General features: G+C 70.6%; 12 protein-coding genes. 9 read left to right on the top strand and 3 right to left on the bottom strand.

Features of this window, described 5'->3' with window-relative positions; all coding sequences use genetic code 11:
- Nucleotides 1-121 precede the first annotated feature (121 nt).
- From I8N67_RS11335 to I8N67_RS11325, 3 genes are all read left to right on the top strand, one after another.
- Nucleotides 122-307 (top strand): hypothetical protein, encoded by a 186-nt coding sequence (locus I8N67_RS11335; RefSeq protein ID WP_234045472.1) that lies wholly within the window; start codon nucleotides 122-124, stop codon nucleotides 305-307.
- 119 nt (nucleotides 308-426) lie between these two features.
- A complete protein-coding gene (locus tag I8N67_RS11330; RefSeq protein WP_200302704.1) occupies nucleotides 427-3,513 on the top strand; it encodes a helix-turn-helix transcriptional regulator in 3,087 nt (1,028 codons plus the stop codon).
- A gap of 174 nt (nucleotides 3,514-3,687) precedes the next feature.
- A complete protein-coding gene (locus tag I8N67_RS11325; protein ID WP_200302686.1) occupies nucleotides 3,688-3,873 on the top strand; it encodes a DUF6191 domain-containing protein in 186 nt (61 codons plus the stop codon).
- A gap of 9 nt (nucleotides 3,874-3,882) precedes the next feature.
- Here the strand turns inward: I8N67_RS11325 and I8N67_RS11320 are convergent, their stop codons facing one another.
- Nucleotides 3,883-5,049, bottom strand: coding sequence for a PQQ-dependent sugar dehydrogenase (locus I8N67_RS11320; protein WP_200302684.1), 1,167 nt, complete (start codon nucleotides 5,047-5,049; stop codon nucleotides 3,883-3,885).
- 223 nt (nucleotides 5,050-5,272) lie between these two features.
- Nucleotides 5,273-6,271: an aldo/keto reductase gene (locus I8N67_RS11315; protein WP_200302682.1), complete on the bottom strand. Its 999-nt coding sequence runs from the start codon at nucleotides 6,269-6,271 to the stop codon at nucleotides 5,273-5,275.
- Between the two features lie 75 nt (nucleotides 6,272-6,346).
- Between I8N67_RS11315 and I8N67_RS11310 the strand changes: the two genes are divergently transcribed.
- The 6 genes from I8N67_RS11310 to serA all read left to right on the top strand — a co-directional run bounded on the left by I8N67_RS11310 (nucleotide 6,347) and on the right by serA (nucleotide 16,424).
- Nucleotides 6,347-7,348, top strand: coding sequence for a 2-hydroxyacid dehydrogenase (locus tag I8N67_RS11310; protein ID WP_200302680.1), 1,002 nt, complete (start codon nucleotides 6,347-6,349; stop codon nucleotides 7,346-7,348).
- 391 nt (nucleotides 7,349-7,739) lie between these two features.
- Nucleotides 7,740-10,772, top strand: a complete 3,033-nt coding sequence (locus I8N67_RS11305) for a putative bifunctional diguanylate cyclase/phosphodiesterase (protein ID WP_200302679.1) — start codon at nucleotides 7,740-7,742, stop codon at nucleotides 10,770-10,772.
- A 245-nt stretch (nucleotides 10,773-11,017) separates the two neighbouring features.
- The gene (locus tag I8N67_RS11300) at nucleotides 11,018-12,868 is read left to right on the top strand and encodes an acetolactate synthase large subunit (RefSeq protein WP_200302678.1); all 1,851 of its coding nucleotides are present in this window, start codon (nucleotides 11,018-11,020) and stop codon (nucleotides 12,866-12,868) included.
- Between the two features lie 25 nt (nucleotides 12,869-12,893).
- Nucleotides 12,894-13,421, top strand: a complete 528-nt coding sequence (gene ilvN / locus I8N67_RS11295) for an acetolactate synthase small subunit (RefSeq protein ID WP_200302677.1) — start codon at nucleotides 12,894-12,896, stop codon at nucleotides 13,419-13,421.
- 118 nt (nucleotides 13,422-13,539) lie between these two features.
- Nucleotides 13,540-14,541 (top strand): ketol-acid reductoisomerase, encoded by a 1,002-nt coding sequence (gene ilvC / locus I8N67_RS11290; protein ID WP_200302676.1) that lies wholly within the window; start codon nucleotides 13,540-13,542, stop codon nucleotides 14,539-14,541.
- A 293-nt stretch (nucleotides 14,542-14,834) separates the two neighbouring features.
- Nucleotides 14,835-16,424, top strand: a complete 1,590-nt coding sequence (gene serA, locus I8N67_RS11285; protein ID WP_200302675.1) for a phosphoglycerate dehydrogenase — start codon at nucleotides 14,835-14,837, stop codon at nucleotides 16,422-16,424.
- A 188-nt stretch (nucleotides 16,425-16,612) separates the two neighbouring features.
- On the opposite strand, the gene I8N67_RS11280 is transcribed toward serA, so the two are convergent.
- Nucleotides 16,613-18,163 carry an MFS transporter gene (locus I8N67_RS11280; protein WP_200302674.1) on the bottom strand — a complete coding sequence of 517 codons (1,551 nt, stop codon included), beginning with the start codon at nucleotides 18,161-18,163 and terminating at the stop codon, nucleotides 16,613-16,615.
- Between the last annotated feature and the right edge of the window lie 110 nt (nucleotides 18,164-18,273).

The raw sequence follows: 18,273 nt of genomic DNA, 5'->3' as shown, positions 1-18,273 counted from the left end.
GCTAAGGCCCCTCACCCGTTCAAGATGCGGAACTCTCCCGATGTGGCGGACCCGCCTTGGAGGCGAAGGTTGAGGCATCGCGGCAAGCGAGCCGAGACCGACTCTTCACGAGGGGTACGAGATGTTCGAGTACGAGCTCCAGCAGATCCGTTCCGCAGAGCTGATCCGCGAAGCGGAGCACTACCGCCAGGTACGCGAGGCGCGCCGCGCCCGCCGCGAGGCCGCACGGGACGCGGAGGAGCGGGATACGCAGGGGCAGGCGCCCCGTTCTCGGATGAGTCTGCTCCGGTTCTCGCGCGCGGCGTGAGCGCGAGCACCGGAGTCGGGACCGACAACCGGGGGACCGACAACCGAGGGGCCGGCCTCCGTGGGTCGGCGGCCCCCGGCCCGCGGATAATCGGTGCCGGAGTGCCGGTGGCTCGTGCGATGCTCGGCGATGTGGAGACCAGGTCCGTCAGTCCGGTGTTCGTCGGTCGCGCCGACGAACTGCAGGTGTTGCACGAGTCGCTGGCCCGCGCCGCCGGTGGGAGCGCCGCGCGGACGGCGGGGAGCGGAGAGGGAAGCGGGCTGGACGGCGGCGGGCCGCAGGCGCTGCTGCTCGGCGGTGAGGCCGGGGTCGGCAAGACGCGGCTGGTCGAGGAGTTCGCCGCCGGGGCCGTGCGCGCGGGCGCGGTCGTCGCGCTCGGCGGTTGCGTCGAGATCGGCGCCGACGGGCTGCCCTTCGCACCCTTCTCCACCGCGCTGCGCGCCCTGAGCCGCCAACTGCCCGACGAACTGAGCGCGGCGGCCGCCGGACAGGAACAGGAACTGGCGCGGCTGCTGCCCGAGTTGGGCGAGACCTCACGCGCACGGCACGACGAGGAGGGCACGGCCCGGCTCTTCGAACTCACCGCCCGCCTCCTGGAACGCCTCGCCGCCGACCGCACGATCGTCCTCGTCCTGGAAGATCTGCACTGGGCCGACGCCTCCACCCGCCACCTCCTCTCCTACCTTCTGCGCACCCTGCGCTCCGGCCGCCTCGTCGTCCTCGCCACCTACCGCTCCGACGACATCCACCGCCGCCACCCCCTGCGCCCATTCCTCGCCGAGCTCGACCGCCTCCGCACGCTCCGCCGTATCGAACTGCGCCGCTTCAACCGCGCGGAGGTCGGCCACCAGCTCACCGGCATCCTCGCCGCCGCACCCGACCCGGCCCAGGCGGACGAGATCTTCGAACGCTCCGACGGCAACGCCTTCTTCGTCGAGGAACTCGCCGTGGTCACCCACGACGGCGGCTGCCCCGCCCTCACCGACTCCCTGCGGGACCTGCTCCTCGTCCGCGTCGAACGGCTCCCCGAGCACGCCCAGCGGGTCGCCCGCATCGTCGCCGAGGGCGGCTCCACCGTGGAGTACGACCTGCTCGCGGCCGTGGCCCGGCTCCCCGAGGACGACCTCATCGAGGCGCTGCGGGCCGCCGTCGGCGCCAACATCCTGCTCGCCGCACCCGGCGGCGACGGCTACCGCTTCCGGCACTCCCTGGTCCGCGAGGCCATCAGCGACGACCTGCTGCCCGGCGAGCGCTCCCGTCTCAACCGCCGGTACGCCGAGGTCCTGGAGGCCGACCCGACGCTCGTCCCGGCCGACGGCCGCGCCACCCGCCTGGCCAGCTACTGGTACCACGCCCACGACGCGGCCAAGGCCCTGCCCGCCGTCCTCGACGCCTCCGCCGAGGCCCGCTCCCGACATGCCCACACCGAGCAACTACGGCTCCTGGAACGGGCGATGGAGCTGTGGGACGCCGCCCCCGACGCCGTACGCGCCGCACTGCGCCCCGTCGACCACACCGAGGTGTATCCGCCCTGCGGCTGCGACCCCGCCACCACCCCCCTGCGCTACCTCGACCTCATGGCCGAGGCCGCCGTCGCCGGACGGCTGTGCGGGGAGCGCGAGCGGGCCATGCGGATCACCGGGCGGGCCCTCGATCTGCTCGCCGACGTGGACGACCCCCTGCGCACCGCCTGGTTCTGGATCCAGCGCTCCCTGCTGATCGAGAACCTCGGCCGGGGCGACGGCTGGAAGGAGATCGCCACCGCCCAGGAACTGGTCCGTGGTCTGCCCCCCTCCGAGGTACACGCCGAGGTGCTCTCCCGAGCCGCGAACTGGTCCATGCTGCACGCCCCCGGCCCCGAAGCACTCACCGACGCCCAGCGTGCCGTCGAGTACGCGCGCATGGTGGACGCCGAGGACATCGAACTGAACGCCCGCCTCACCGTCGGCGGTCTGATGGTCGATGCCGGCGAAGTCGAGGCCGGCGTCGCGGAGATGGAGGAGGTCCGCCGCCGGGCTCTCGAACGCGGGCCCGCCGTCGTCGTGGGCCGTGCCTATGTCAACCTTCCGTCCTACCTGGAGGCCGTCGGCCGCTCGCTGGAGGCCGTCCACCTCATGCACAAAGGTCTCGAAGCCACCCGGCGCATGGGCCTGTTGGTCTCCGAGGCCTGGATCCGGGGCAACCTCTCCGAGTCGCTCATCTCCCTCGGCCGCTGGGACGAGGCTCTGGAAGCCGCCGCGCAGGCCAGGATCGGCGGCGGGAACGCCAAGCCGGGCGGCCTCAGCGCCATGTGCCTCGCCGCCATCGCGCTGGCCCGCGGCGACCTCGCCGAAGCCGGCCGCCGACTCGCCGCCGCGCACAGCTACTACGGCACCCACAACCCCATGCCGCAGAGCAACCTGCCACTGTCCGCCCTCACCATCGGTCTCGCCGCCGCCGAGGGCCGCATCCCGGACGCCCGCGCCGAACTCGACCGCGTCCTCGACGCCGGCTTCCCCGTCGGCACCCAGCGCTACGCCTGGCCTCTGCTGCTCACCGCTGCCACCGCGGAGGCCGACGCCCGGGGGCTGCCGACCGCCGAGCAGGGCCGCGCCGAGGTCCTCGACCGGATCTTCACCGTGGTCAAGAAGCTCACCACCGGCGCGCCGATCTGGCTGGCCCACGAACGCTGGGTGCGCGCCGAACTCCAGCGCGCCGACGGCATGATCGCCCCGGACACCTGGTCCGACGTGGTCACCGCCTTCGAGTCCCTGGACCGCCCCTACGACCTCGCCCGCGTCCGGCACCGCCTCGCCGAGGCGCTGCTGACCGACGGCACCGACGACGAGGCCAGGGACCGTGCGACGCAGTTGCTGCGCCTCGCCGCCGCCGTCGCCGGCCACCTCGGCGCCCGCCCGCTCGCCGACGAGGTCGCCGTCCTCGCCCGCCGCGCCCGCCTCACCCTCAGCCGCACCCCCGAGCCCGCCGACCCCGTCGCCGCACTCGGCCTCACCGGCCGCGAACACGACGTCCTCCGCCTGGTGGCCGCCGGCCGCACCAACCGCCAGATCGCCGAGGAACTCTTCATCTCCCCCAAGACGGCCAGCGTCCACGTCTCCAACATCCTCGGCAAACTCGACGTCTCGGGCCGGGGCGAGGCAGCGGCGGTTGCCCATCGGCTGCGGTTGTTCCCGGCGGGGGCGGAGGACCGGCTGGCCGCGGGATAGTGAGAGAGAGCGCGTGGTGTCCGTCGCCCCGGGACCGACCGTCGGCTACATGATCCACCGGGCGTTCCCGATCCTGGTGTCCGTGGCGATCCTCGACCAGCCCCTCATCGACGACCAGCTGCCCGCCGAGACACGGACCCAGGCGGGCCCGAGCGGGTCCAAGGAAGGAGCACCGTGTTCAACGCCTTCGAGGAACTGTTCGCACCAGGCCGCAAGCACACCCGCGACGAGGAGAACCGGCTGGAGCTGACCCGGGAGGACGTCGGTGACAACGACCCCGGACGCGGAGCGATAGACCTCGCGTCCGGGAAGGTCGTCATACGGCCGCCCGCAGCGGAGGACGAAGAGACCGAGGAGTAGCGCGGCGGTCTACTTCACCTCCAGCTCCAGGATCTTGTCGTCGCCGTCCTCCGGGGAGCCCCGGCCGTCCGTCTCGCTGGTCACCAGCCACAGTCTGTCGCCGCCGGCGGAGACGACCGTGCGGAGGCGGCCGTAGTCGCCTTCGAGGAAGGCCTCGGGGGCGGCGGAGGTCTTGGTGCCGTCCAGGGGGATGCGCCAGAGACGCTGGCCGCGCAGGCCCGCCATCCAGACGGAACCCTCCGCGATGGCGATGCCACTGGGGGAGGCCTCGGCCACGTCCCAGACGGCCACCGGGTCGACGAAGCCGGGCTTGTCGCCCTTGCCCTCCACCTCCGGCCAGCCGTAATTACCGCCCGGCCGGATCTGGTTCAGCTCGTCCCAGGTGCTCTGGCCGAACTCCGAGGCCCACAGGCGCTGTTTGCCGTCCCAGGCGAGGCCCTGGACATTGCGGTGGCCGTACGAATACACGACGGAGTCGCCCAGGGGGTTGCCCGGGGCGGGCTCACCGTCCGGGGTCATGCGCAGGATCTTGCCGCCGAGGGAGTCCTTGTCCTGGGCCAGAGGGCCCTCGTACCGCTCGCCCGTGCCGGCGTACAGCATCCGGTCGGGGCCGAAGGCGATACGGCCGCCGTTGTGATTGGTGCCCTTGGGGATGCCGCGCAGGACGGTGTCGGGGGCGCCGAGCTGCTCGCCGGCGGGCTTCTGCGGGTCGTACAGCATCCGGACGATCCTGTTGTCGGACTCCGAGGTGAAGTACGCGTAGATCATGTGGTCCGAGGCGTACTCCGGGGAGACGGCGAGGCCCATGAGGCCGCCCTCACCGGCCGGAGCGACGCCGGGGACCTCGCCCAGCTCGGTCTTCTTGCCTGTCTCCGTGTCGATTCTGCTGATCGTCGCCTCGTCGCGGGAGGAGACGAGGAGGCCGCCCTCGGGGAGCGGGGCGAGACCCCAGGGGGTGTCCAGTCCCTCGGCGACGGTGCGGACCACCTTCACCGAGCCCTTCGCGGGGGGTGTCGCGTCCGCCGCCTGCTCGGACGCGGACGGCTCCGGGCTGCTGCTGCCCGGGGGTGAGCTGCCTGCCGCGTCCGGTCGCTCTCCGTCGTCGGAGGAACAGCCGGCCGTCACCAGGAGCACGGCGGCGGCCAACGCGGCCGTCACCACTCGACGTTGCACCATCACGATCCCTTCGACGTGGAGCATCTACTTGTCTTACACCGCGAGTGCCCCACAGGTTCCGCCTCCGCCGGATCAAGAGCGTTTTTCGCCCCCGCCGCCCCTACCTGTCCCATCCCCGGGGCTCCGCCCCGGACCCCGCTCCTCAAACGCCGGAGGGGCTGAATTTTCAGCGGGGCCTGGGGGCAATCCCCCAGGTACACCTCCCTCGGGATCAGCCGACCCCTCAGTCCCAGGATCCCTGAGCCGGAGGCAGATCGCCGATCGTCGCCAGATCCGCGGACGAGAGGCGCAGGGCGTCCGCCTCCGCGTTCTCCGTCACCCACCGTGCCCGCTTCGTGCCCGGCACCGGCACCACATGGGGCCCCAGGGACAGCAGCCAGGCGAGGGCGACCTGTGCCGGGGTCACGGTGGCGCCGTGGCGGGCCGCGACGCGGCGGAGGCCGACGACGAGGGGCTGGTTGGCGGCCATCATCTCGGCGGTGAAGCGGGGGTGGCGGGCCCGGATGTCGTCGGGTTCGAAGCCCTCGCCCGGGGTCAGGGTGCCGGTGAGGAAGCCGTTGCCGAGGGGCATGGCGGCGAGGAAACCGATGCCGCGGGCCGCGCACCAGGGGAGGAGGGAGCCGAGCGCCTCCCGTGACCAGACCGACAGCTCCGCCTGCACGGCGCTCACCGGGAAGACCTGCTGGACCCGCTGGAGCTGGCGGATCGTGGCGTCGTACATGCCCGCGCCCGGCCGGCGGCCCGCCCGCGCACCCATCGCGCACAGGCCCAACGCCCGTACCTTTCCGGCCTGTACGAGTTCCGCCATCGCGCCCCACGTCTCCTCGACGGGGACCTCGGGGTCCGCCCGGTGCAGCTGGTAGAGGTCGATGACGTCGGTCTGGAGGCGTCGCAGCGAGGCGTCGCAGGCGCGCTTCACATAGCCGGGGCGGCCGTTGGCCACGATGTGCTGCTCGCCCACCAGCAGACCCACCTTCGTGGAGACGAAGGCCTCCGCGCGGCGCTCCTTCAGCACCCGGCCCACCAACAGCTCGTTGGTGAACGGGCCGTACATGTCGGCGGTGTCCAGCAGCGTGGTGCCGAGGTCGAGCGCCCTGTGCACCGTCCGCACCGACTCGTCGCCCCGTTGCCGCGACCCGGTGTACGCCCAGTTCATCGGCATGCATCCGAGTCCGACGGCCCCCACATCGAGCGTCGCCGCGCCGATCGTCCTGCGCTCCACCTGGTCGTGACCCTCCCTCTTCCGACCCCCCAACCTAACCTCTGGTGTCGCAGGTACCTGACATAGCCTCCGGGCATGACTGCTGACGCGACTGCCGACCCCACCGCGGATGTGACCGCCGATGTGTGGCTCCCCATTCCGCCGGACGAGATCGAGGGGCTCCCGCAGGGCCCCAACTACCTGTTCTGGGACGGGGGCGACGACGGCACACAGCCGTACCCGGGCGACCCCGCGGACTGCGTCCTCTACGTCGTTCCGTACATGAAGCGCTGGCCGGTGAAGGTGAACCCGCTGGAGCACATGCGGAACGTGCGGGTCGTCCAGACGCTCACGGCGGGCGTCGACGACGTCCTGGCCCGGCTGTCGGCGGTCGCGCCCGGCGTCCAGCTGTGCAACGCCCGCGGCGTGCACGAGGCCAGCACCGCGGAACTCGCGCTGACCCTCACCCTCGCGTCGCTGCGCGGCATCCCCGACTTCGTGCGGGCCCAGCAACAGGAGCACTGGCAGGGCGACTTCCGGCCCGCGCTCGCCGACAGGTCCGTCCTGATCGTCGGCTACGGAGCGATCGGCGCCGCCATCGAGGACCGGCTCGTGCCCTTCGAGGTGGCGCGGGTGGCGCGCGTCGCGCGCTCTGAGCGCACCACGGCGCGCGGACCGGTGCATCCGCTCACCGAACTGTCCGCCCTGCTGCCGCAGGCGGACGTCGTGATCCTCTCCACTCCCCTCACGGAACAGACGAAAGGCCTGGTCAACGCCGATTTCCTGGCACGTATGAAGGACGGGGCCCTCCTGGTGAATGTTTCCCGCGGAGGCGTCGTCGACACCAAGGCGCTCCTCACGGAACTGGACGGTGGACGCATCACCGCGGCGCTCGACGTCACCGATCCGGAGCCGCTGCCGCCCGGTCACCCTCTGTGGCGCGCGCCGGGGGTGCTCATCAGCCCCCACGTCGGCGGCCCCACCTCGGCCTTCCTGCCGCGTGCCAAAAGGCTGTTGGTGGACCAGTTGGGACGATTCGTGAACCGGGAGCCACTGCGCAACGTGGTCTTTACGACAGGCGCGACGGGCGACGCGTAATCCACTTCGGGCACCCTCCGCATTCCTTCGGAAGCGGACCGTGCTCGTATTGCCGCAGGTGGTCACTGAGCGTAGAGGAACTATGTCCCTGAGTGACGAAACTGGTGTATCGTCCCGACAGGGGCTGCGCCGCGCACGTTCGGCGCCGGGGACGGGACTTGGGACAGCGAGGGGGGCGACGGGCGATGCACGGCCTATGGACGAACGATCCGACGCGGCGGAGCCGCCGACGGCGGCCCTGGCGAGCTGCGACGCGGAGGCACCCGCACGGGAGCCACGGCGGCCACAGCGGTCACGGTCAGCACCGAAGGCACAGCAGCCGCAGAGGGCAAAGCCAACCGACGCACCGGGACCAGCGGGACACGGGAGCGGTGTTCACCGGGGAGACCCGGTGAGCCCCCGCCCGTCCGCCGCCTCCACGCTGAGCCCCATGCTCAGGGCGACCAAGCCACTGTCCGGCCCGCTGCCGTCCGGTGTACCGGCGCCCGACCGCAGCCGGGCCAGCCTGCGGGCACAGCTCGTACTCGCCCTGGTGTGCGCGGCCTACGCCGTCGGGGCCGCGCTCGGCTGGGGCGATGAGCAAGTCGCCCTCGTCATGGGCGACTTCGGGCTCACCGCCGCCGCGGCCGCGGCCGCCGCCTCCTGCTTCCGCTACGCGCGCACCCGCCGCAGCCGCTTTCGACCCGCCTGGCTGCTCTTCGCCCTGTCCTCCGTCATGGCGGCGCTGGGCAACGGCGTCTGGGGATGGTACGAGGTCGTGCTGGAACGGCCCGTGCCCGAGCCGAGCTACGCCGACCTGTTCTTCCTCTGCTTCGCGCCACCCGCCATCGTCGGCCTGCTGGTGCTGGCCAAGAGGCCCGTGACCAAGGCCGGCTGGATCTGCCTGGCGCTGGACTCCTGGCTCATCGGCGGCTCCCTGGTCACCCTCTCCTGGAGCCTCGCACTCGCCCAGACCGCCCAGCTCGACGGCTCCGACACCGCGCACACCGCGCTCTCCCTGGCCTACCCGCTGCTCGACATCGCCCTGGTCAGCATGGTGCTCGCACTGCACTTCCGCCGCTCCTCGATGCACCGTTCCGCGGTGAACACCGCGATCGGCGCCCTCGCGCTCACCGTGATGTGCGACGCCCTGTTCACCTCGCCCCTGCTGCACAACAGCTACCGCTCCGGCCAGCTCCTCGACGCCGGCTGGTTCGCGGGCTCTCTGCTCCTCGCCTACGCCCCCTGGGCCGGCCAGCGGCACGGACGGGCGGACGAGCACGGGCACACGCGCGTGGTCCACGAACACATCCCGGGACAGCGGCACGACCAGCCGGTCAACCGGCAGGAAGGCCACCAGGGAGGACACGTCCACGTGCTCCTCGAGGGAGGAGGTCACAGTCGGTATCCGGCCACCCGCCCCATCGCCGGATCCCTGGCCGCACTCACTCCGTACCTGGCCGCAGCCGTCTGCACCCTGGGCATCCTCTACAACGTCCTCAACGGCCGCAGCGTCGACCGCGTGGTGCTCATCACCGCCTGCACCGTCGTGCTCGCCCTCGTGCTGCGCCAGGGCATCATGCTCCTCGACAACATCACCCTCACCCAGGAACTGGCCCAGAAGGAAAACCACTTCCGCTCCCTGGTGCAGGGCTCCAGCGACGTCATCATGATCGCCGCCCCGAACGGCATCCTCCGCTACGTCAGCCCGGCCGCCGCCGGGGTCTACAGCCGCCCCGCGGAGGACCTCGTCGGCAACGAACTGGCCTCGATCATCCACCCCGAGGACCTCGGCTGCGTCGTCCACGAGGTGCGCCGCTTCCTCGCCGCCAGCCCGGCCGAGGAGCCCACCACCCGCATCGAGTGCCGTTTCAAGTCCGGCGACGGCGGCTGGCTGAACGTGGAGTCCACGGTCAACCGCCACCACGGCGGCCTCATCTTCAACAGCCGGGACGTCACCGAGAGAGTGCGCCTGCAGGCCCAGCTCCAGCACAACGCCGAGCACGACCCGCTCACCGACCTGCCCAACCGCGCCCTGTTCACCAAGCGCGTCCAACAGGCGCTTTCCGGCCGCCGCTCCTCCGATCGCGGTGTCGCCCTGCGCAACACGGCGGTCCTCTTCATCGACCTCGACGGCTTCAAGGCCGTCAATGACACGATCGGGCACCAGGCCGGGGACGAGCTGCTCGTCCAGGCCGCCCGCCGACTCCAGGACGCGGTCCGGCACGGGGACACCGCCTCCCGCCTGGGCGGCGACGAGTTCGCCGCCCTCATCGTCGGCGACGGCTCCCGCGACCGCGCCGCACGCGAACAGCACATCTTCGAGCTCGCCGACCGCCTCCGGATCACCCTCTCGCAGCCGTACACCATCGACGGCAACGACGTCCGGGTGGCCGCCTCCATCGGTGTCTCCTTCGCCGAGCCCGGTCTCGGCGCGGGCGAGCTGCTGCGCAACGCGGACCTCGCCATGTACCGGGCCAAGGCGTCCGGCAAGGGCCGCGTCGAGCTGTACCAGCCGCAGATGCAGCAGGACGTCGTACGCAAGGCCGAGCTGGCCACCCGGCTGCGGGCCGCGCTGCACGACGGCGAGTTCATCCTGCTGAACCAGCCCGTGGTGGAGCTGGAGACCGGCCGGATCTCGTCGGTCGCGACCGCGGCCCGCTGGCGCTCGTCCCAGGGTGTGCTGTTCACGCCCGCCGAGTTCCTGCGGGTCTCCGAGGACAGCGACAAGACCGCCGAGCTGGGCCGCTGGATGCTGGAGCAGGCCGCCGAGCAGGCCGCCGACCGTCTCACGGGCGGCCTGAACGTACCGGTCTCCGTCCGGATGAGCGCCCGGCGGCTGCTGGACCGCTCCCTGCCCCCCGGCTCCGTGGAGACGCTCCTCACCCGCCACGGCCTGCCCTCCGGCTCCCTGATCATCGAGCTGTCCGACACCGAGCTGAAGGGCCCGCTGGACGACCTGGAGCGCCGGCTGAACCACCTCCGGCGCCTCGGTGTCCGGATCGCCCTGGACGGCTTCGGCAGCGGCCATGCGGCCATCACGGCACTGCGCCGCCTCCCCGTCGACGTACTGAAACTGGACCGGAGCCTCGTGGAGGGGATCGTGGAGTCCACGCGGCTGTACAAGATCACCAATGGGCTGCTGCGGATCGCGGGCGACCTGGGCCTGGAGTCCGTGGCCGACGGGGTGGACCTGCCCGAGCAGGTCGTCGCCCTGCGCGCGATGGGCTGCACCCAAGGCCAGGGCGCCGCCTTCTCCGGACCGCTGGACGAGTACCGGCTGCGCCGGGCCCTGTCCCTCGGACACTTCCCGGTGCCCACCGGACCGGCGGAACCCGCGTTCGCAGGTGGCGGCGCGGGGGTGTACACAAGTGGTGTACCCGCTGTCTACGGAGGCGGAAGTGCCCTTCGCTCACATAATGAGACTCCCGTCCCACCCACTTGACACGTGGTGCGCGCCGGAGAGAGGGTCTGTGCCATGCGCACCCGAATTCTCGTACTTGGAAAGCGCGTCGGCTGAAGCTGGGACGACCGGACGGCGATCCGGAATCCCCAGCGACCGTACCCGGCGCGCTCCCCTCGCTTGCCTCATGGCACGAGGGGTTTTTTGTTGCACGGGCACCAGTCAGACGCGAGCCGCACACCGCACGAACCTCGCAAAACACCCTCAGCATCGAGAAGAGAATGCCGATGACCGAGCAGGCCACCGGGGCCCACCATCCGCAGCCGCGGCCCCGATCCGGAGGACAGTCCACCCCCGTCGAGCACGTCACGGGTGCGCAGTCCCTCATCCGTTCTCTTGAGGAGGTCGGGGCCGACACGGTATTCGGTATCCCCGGCGGGACGATCCTCCCGGCCTACGACCCGCTGATGGACTCCACCAAGGTGCGCCACGTCCTGGTCCGGCACGAGCAGGGAGCCGGCCACGCGGCCACCGGCTACGCACAGGCCACCGGCAAGGTCGGCGTCTGCATGGCGACCTCGGGACCCGGCGCCACCAACCTGGTCACACCGATCGCGGACGCGCACATGGACTCCGTGCCGCTGGTCGCGATCACCGGCCAGGTGGCGTCCAAGGCCATCGGCACGGACGCCTTCCAGGAGGCGGACATCGTCGGCATCACCATGCCGATCACCAAGCACAGCTTCCTGGTCACCAAGGCCGAGGACATCCCGCGCGCCATCGCCCAGGCGTTCCACATCGCCTCCACCGGCCGCCCCGGTCCGGTCCTGGTCGACATCCCCAAGGACATCCTGCAGGCACGGACGACCTTCAGCTGGCCGCCCGTCATGGACCTGCCCGGCTACCGCCCGGTGACCAAGCCGCACGCCAAGCAGATCCGCGAGGCCGCCAAGCTCATCACGGCTGCCAAGCGGCCCGTCCTGTACGTCGGCGGCGGCGTCCTCAAGGCCCACGCGACCACCGAGCTGAAGGTGCTGGCCGAGCTGACCGGCGCGCCCGTCACCACCACCCTGATGGCGCTCGGCGCGTTCCCCGACAGCCACCCGCTCCACCTGGGCATGCCCGGAATGCACGGCTCCGTGGCCGCCGTCACCGGACTGCAGAAGGCCGACCTGATCATCGCCCTCGGCGCCCGCTTCGACGACCGCGTCACGGGCAAACTGGACAGCTTCGCCCCGCACGCCAAGATCGTCCACGCGGACATCGACCCGGCCGAGATCGGCAAGAACCGCGCCGCCGACGTGCCGATCGTGGGCGACGCCCGCGAGGTCCTCGCCGACCTGATCCAGGCCGTGCAGAAGGAGCACAGCGAGGGCAGCCAGGGCGACTACACGGCGTGGTGGAAGGACCTCAACCGCTGGCGCGAGTCCTACCCGCTCGGCTACGACCAGCCGGATGACGGCTCGCTCTCCCCGCAGCAGGTCATCGAGCGCATCGGACAGCTCGCCCCCGAGGACACGATCTTCACGGCGGGCGTCGGCCAGCACCAGATGTGGGCCGCCCACTTCATCCAGTACGAGAAGCCCGCCACCTGGCTGAACTCCGGCGGCGCCGGAACGATGGGCTACGCGGTCCCGGCCGCCATGGGCGCCAAGGCCGGAGCCCCGGCACAGACCGTCTGGGCGGTCGACGGCGACGGCTGCTTCCAGATGACCAACCAGGAACTGACCACCTGCGCCCTGAACAACATCCCGATCAAGGTCGCCATCATCAACAACGGCGCCCTCGGAATGGTCCGCCAGTGGCAGACCCTGTTCTACAACCAGCGCTACTCCAACACCGTGCTGCACAGCGGCCCCGACGCCGACGGCAAGCAGCCCAGCGCCGGCACCCGCGTCCCCGACTTCGTGAAGCTGTCGGAGGCCATGGGCTGCTACGCGATCCGCTGCGAGTCCCCGGCCGACCTCGACAAGGTCATCGAGGAGGCGAACTCGATCAACGACCGCCCGGTCGTCGTCGACTTCATCGTCCACGAGGACGCGATGGTGTGGCCGATGGTCGCCGCCGGCACCTCCAACGACACGATCATGGCCGCCCGCGACGTCCGCCCCGACTTCGGCGACAACGAAGACGACTGAGAGCCGTAGGTAAAGGAACCCGACCATGTCCAAGCACACGCTCTCCGTCCTGGTGGAGAACACCCCCGGCATCCTGGCCCGGATCGCCGCCCTGTTCTCCCGGCGCGGCTTCAACATCGACTCCCTCGCCGTCGGTGTCACCGAGCACCCCGAGATCTCCCGCATCACCATCGTGGTGACAGTGGTCGAGGAACTGCCCCTGGAGCAGGTGACGAAGCAGCTCAACAAGCTCGTCAACGTTCTGAAGATCGTCGAGCTGGAGCCGGCCTCCGCCGTTCAGCGGGAACTCGTTCTGGTGAAGGTGCGCGCCGACAACGAGACGCGCTCCCAGATCGTCGAGATCGTCCAGCTGTTCCGCGCCAAGACCGTCGACGTCTCCCCGGAGGCCGTCACCATCGAGGCCACCGGCTCCACCGACAAGCTGTCCGCCATGCTCAAGATGCTGGAGCCGTTCGGCATCAAGGAACTGGTCCAGTCCGGCACGATCGCGATCGGCCGTGGCTCCCGTTCGATCACGGACCGCTCGCTGCGCGCCCTGGACCGGTCGGCCTGACACTCGAAGCGGGCGGCCGACGTCGCGCGGCCGCCCGTATGCCGAGACCCGGAGACTTTCATTCCCCCCGCCGTCATACGGTGGGACGCAACACCTGCACTCAAGGAGAGAACCCAAAGTGGCCGAGCTGTTCTACGACGCTGACGCCGACCTGTCCATCATCCAGGGCCGCAAGGTCGCGGTCATCGGCTATGGCAGCCAGGGCCACGCCCACGCGCTGTCCCTGCGCGACTCGGGCGCGGACGTCCGCGTCGGTCTGCACGAGGGCTCCAAGTCCAAGGCGAAGGCCGAGGAGCAGGGCCTGCGCGTGGTGACGCCGTCGGAGGCCGCCGCCGAGGCCGACGTCATCATGATCCTCGTCCCGGACCCGATCCAGGCCCAGGTCTACGAGGAGTCCATCAAGGACAACCTCAACGACGGCGACGCGCTGTTCTTCGGTCACGGCCTGAACATCCGCTTCGGCTTCATCAAGCCCCCGGCCGGCGTCGACGTCTGCATGGTCGCCCCCAAGGGCCCCGGCCACCTCGTCCGCCGCCAGTACGAGGAGGGCCGCGGCGTTCCGTGTATCGCCGCCGTCGAGCAGGACGCCACGGGCAACGCCTTCGCGCTGGCCCTGTCGTACGCCAAGGGCATCGGCGGCACCCGCGCCGGTGTCATCAAGACGACCTTCACCGAGGAGACCGAGACCGACCTCTTCGGTGAGCAGGCCGTTCTCTGCGGTGGTACGGCCGCGCTGGTCAAGGCCGGTTTCGAGACGCTGACCGAGGCCGGCTACCAGCCGGAGATCGCGTACTTCGAGTGCCTGCACGAGCTGAAGCTGATCGTCGACCTCATGTACGAGGGCGGCCTGGAGAAGATGCGCTGGTCGATCTCCGAGACCGCCGAGTGGGGCGACTACGTCACCGGCCCGCGGATCATCACGGACGCCACCAAGGCCGAGATGAAGAAGATCCTCGCCGAGATCCAGGACGGCACGTTCGCCCAGGCGTGGATGGACGAGTACCACGGCGGTCTGAAGAAGTACAACGAGTACAAGACCCAGGACGAGAACCACCTCCTGGAGACCACCGGCAAGGAGCTGCGCAAGCTCATGAGCTGGGTCAACGACGAAGAGGCGTAAGCACTGCCGTTGTGCTGAGCGGGATTCCGCGGCGGTGCCCTTTCGAGGGGGCGCCGTCGCGGGGCTCCGCCCCGGACCCCGCTCCTCAATCGCCGGAGGGGCTTTTCGTGTCGCGGTTCCCGTCCGGGTGATCCTTCCGCAGTGGCGTGAGACGACGGTCTCGGCGCCACTAGACTGCTGCACTACATACGCGTCAGGCCCACAGCGTCGTGCGTCTTCCACGCGGACACCACCCTCCACCGCCTGCGGCCGTCGGGACGGCCGTCCGCAGCACTGGACTTGTGAGGACTCACGTGAGCTCGAAACCAGTCGTACTCATCGCTGAAGAGCTGTCGCCCGCCACCGTGGACGCGCTAGGCCCGGACTTCGAGATCCGGCACGTCAACGGAGCGGACCGAGCCGAACTGCTCCCGGCCATCGCCGAGGTCGACGCGATCCTGATCCGCTCGGCCACCAAGGTCGACGCCGAGGCGATCGCCGCCGCGAAGAAGCTGAAGGTCGTCGCGCGCGCCGGCGTCGGCCTGGACAACGTGGACGTCTCCGCCGCCACCAAGGCCGGCGTGATGGTCGTCAACGCACCCACGTCGAACATCGTGACCGCCGCCGAGCTGGCCTGCGGTCTGCTGCTCGCCACCGCCCGCCACATTCCGCAGGCCAACACGGCGCTGAAGAACGGCGAGTGGAAGCGCAGCAAGTACACGGGCGTGGAGCTGGCCGAGAAGACCCTCGGTGTCGTGGGCCTCGGCCGCATCGGCGCCCTGGTCGCGCAGCGCATGTCCGCCTTCGGCATGAAGGTCGTCGCCTTCGACCCCTATGTGCAGCCCGCGCGGGCCGCGCAGATGGGCGTGAAGGTCCTTTCGCTGGACGAGCTCCTCGAAGTCTCCGACTTCATCACCGTCCACCTGCCGAAGACCCCCGAGACGGTCGGCCTGATCGGCGCCGAGGCGCTGCAGAAGGTGAAGCCCTCGGTGCGCATCGTCAACGCCGCGCGCGGCGGCATCGTCGACGAGGCCGCGCTGTACTCGGCGCTCAAGGAGGGCCGCGTCGCGGGTGCGGGCCTCGATGTGTATGCCAAGGAGCCGTGCACCGACTCGCCGCTGTTCGAGCTGGACGAGGTCGTCTGCACCCCGCACCTGGGCGCCTCGACCGACGAGGCCCAGGAGAAGGCGGGCATCGCCGTGGCGCGGTCCGTGCGGCTCGCCCTCGCGGGTGAGCTGGTCCCGGACGCGGTGAACGTCCAGGGCGGTGTCATCGCCGAGGACGTCAAGCCGGGGCTGCCGCTCGCCGAGCGTCTCGGCCGGATCTTCACCGCGCTCGCCGGGGAGGTCGCGGTGCGGCTCGACGTCGAGGTGTACGGCGAGATCACCCAGCACGATGTGAAGGTGCTGGAGCTCTCCGCGCTCAAGGGTGTCTTCGAGGACGTCGTCGACGAGACGGTGTCGTATGTGAACGCTCCGCTGTTCGCGCAGGAGCGGGGGGTCGAGGTGCGGCTGACCACCAGCTCCGAGTCGCCGGACCACCGCAATGTCGTCACCGTGCGTGGCACGCTCGGCAGTGGTGAGGAGGTTTCGGTCTCCGGCACGCTGGCCGGGCCGAAGCATCACCAGAAGATCGTCGCGGTGGGGGAGTACGACGTCGATCTCGCGCTCGCGGATCACATGGTCGTGCTTCGGTACGTCGACCGGCCTGGGGTTGTCGGTACGGTCGGTCGGATCTTCGGTGAGGCCGGGATCAACATCGCGGGTATGCAGGTCGCGCGGGCTGCGGCTGGTGGGGAGGCTCTTGCCGTGCTCACCGTTGACGACACGGTTTCGCAGGGTGTGCTCGCGGAGGTGGCCGAGGAGATCGGGGCCACGTCGGCCCGGTCGGTGAATCTCGTCTGAGTTGGGCCTTGGGGGTTCGGCTGCCTGTGGGTGGTCGGGCCCCCTTTTTTGTTCGCCCCCGCCGCCCTTACCCGTTCCATCCTCCAGGGGCTGCGCCCCTTCTACCCCCCCGAATTTCGGCCGCGGGTCCGTGGGGGCTTGTCGCGCAGTTCCCCGCGCCCCTGAAAGCAAAACCCGCATCCGCCTACTCAGGTCAGTACCCGGTCTTCCTCCCGGACGCGTACCTTCCGCAATGCCGTCACCGCCGCCACCGCTGCCCCCAGCAGCACCGTGGCTCCCGCGATCGCGGCGCCCTGCATCCCGTGGGTGAACGCTTCCCTCGCTGCGGCGGCGAGGGGCTCGCCTGTGGTGGTGGGGAGTTGTTCGGCGACGGCGAGGGCGCCGCCGAGGGTTTCGCGGGCGGGGAGGGGGGCTGTGGCCGGGATCTCGTGGTGGTAGACGGCGGTGCCGATGGCGCCGAGGGTGGCCATGCCGAGGGCGCCGCCGAACTCCTGGCCGGTTTCCAGGAGCGAGGAGGCGGTGCCGGCCTTTTCGAGGGGGGCGGCGCCGAGGGCCAGGTCGGTCATCTGGGACATGACGGTGACGATGCCGGCGGCGAGGACACCGGCGCCGGCGAGGACCGGCCAGAGGGAGTCCGTGCCGGCGGTGGCCAGCACCGCGTAACCGCACGCGGCGGTCACGAAGCCCGCTCCGACTACGTATGCCCGGTGTACGCCGCGCTGCACCAGCTGGGTCGTGACCGGTGCGGTGACGCCGATGAGTACGGACGGGAGGAGGGCCCAGAGAGCGGCTTCCAGGGCGCTCTTGTCCCGGACGGACTGGAGGTACTGGGTGGTGAAGTAGGCCGAGCCCATCATTCCGAAGCCGGCGACGAGGTTGAGGGCGACCGCCGGTGCGAAGCCGGGGCCGCGGAAGAGGGCCGGGGGGATCATCGGGGAGGGTGTGGTGCGCTGGCGGTGGGCGAAGAGGGCCGCGAAGAGCAGGCCCACGGTCAGTGAGGTCACGTTCCGCGTGTTCCAGCCCTCCGACGGGATCTCCTTGAGGGCGTAGACGATGGGGAGTACGGCCGCCATCGACAGGGGGACGCTCAGCAGGTCGAAGCGGCCCGGGGCGGGGGTCCTCGACTCGGGGAGCAGGGCCGGGCCCAGGATCAGGAGCAGCGCCATCGCGGGCAGGTTCACCAGGAAGACCGAGCCCCACCAGAAGAACTCCACCAGCACACCGCTGAGCACCGAGCCCAGGGCGACGCCGGCGGTCAGGACCGTCGACCAGATACCGATGGCCTTCGCTCGCTGGCCGGGGTCCGTGAACATCGTCCGGACCAGCGCCATCGTCGAGGGCATGAGGGTCGCGCCGCCGATGCCGAGCACCGCACGGGCCGCGATCAGGGTCTCGGCGCTGTTCGCGTACGCGGCCACGAGCGAGGCCGTGCCGAAGGCGGTCGCGCCGATCAGCAGGAGCCGCCGGCGGCCTATGCGGTCGCCGAGCGCCCCCATCGTCATCAGCAGCCCGGCCAGCACGAACGCGTAGATGTCGAAGATCCACAGCTGCTGGGTGCCGCTCGGCTCCAGATCGGCGCTGATCGAGGGCACCGCGAAGTAGAGGACAGACACGTCCATCGAGACCAGCAGCAGCGGAAGCATCAGAACGGCCAGCGCGGTCCATTCGCGGCGACCGGCTCGGCGGGGAGGGGTGACGGCGTTCAGTGGGTTCTGTCCGGGCTGCGGATTCGTTGTCATGGGAGGGACTATACGATCGTCTTATACGAACGTCTAGAACGAATGTATAGGACGGTCGTCTAGAACAGCTGTATAAGACGGTCGTATGGGCTCAGAGCTACGCTGAGCCG

It is taken from the genome of Streptomyces adelaidensis (assembly GCF_016598475.1).
GTDB lineage: Bacteria > Actinomycetota > Actinomycetes > Streptomycetales > Streptomycetaceae > Streptomyces > Streptomyces adelaidensis.
The sequence above is the reverse complement of the archived record's forward strand: the minus strand, read 5'-3'. Positions and strand labels throughout refer to the sequence as shown.

Excerpts from the sequence above, each read along its gene's own strand:
- I8N67_RS11335 (WP_234045472.1), top strand. The coding sequence starts at position 122 with ATGTTCGAGTACGAGCTCCAGCAGATCCGTTCCGCAGAGCTGATCCGC.
- I8N67_RS11310 (WP_200302680.1), top strand. The coding sequence starts at position 6,347 with ATGACTGCTGACGCGACTGCCGACCCCACCGCGGATGTGACCGCCGAT.
- I8N67_RS11330 (WP_200302704.1), top strand. The coding sequence starts at position 427 with ATGCTCGGCGATGTGGAGACCAGGTCCGTCAGTCCGGTGTTCGTCGGT.
- I8N67_RS11280 (WP_200302674.1), bottom strand. The coding sequence starts at position 18,163 with ATGACAACGAATCCGCAGCCCGGACAGAACCCACTGAACGCCGTCACC.
- I8N67_RS11300 (WP_200302678.1), top strand. The coding sequence starts at position 11,018 with ATGACCGAGCAGGCCACCGGGGCCCACCATCCGCAGCCGCGGCCCCGA.
- I8N67_RS11320 (WP_200302684.1), bottom strand. The coding sequence starts at position 5,049 with ATGGTGCAACGTCGAGTGGTGACGGCCGCGTTGGCCGCCGCCGTGCTC.
- ilvN (WP_200302677.1), top strand. The coding sequence starts at position 12,894 with ATGTCCAAGCACACGCTCTCCGTCCTGGTGGAGAACACCCCCGGCATC.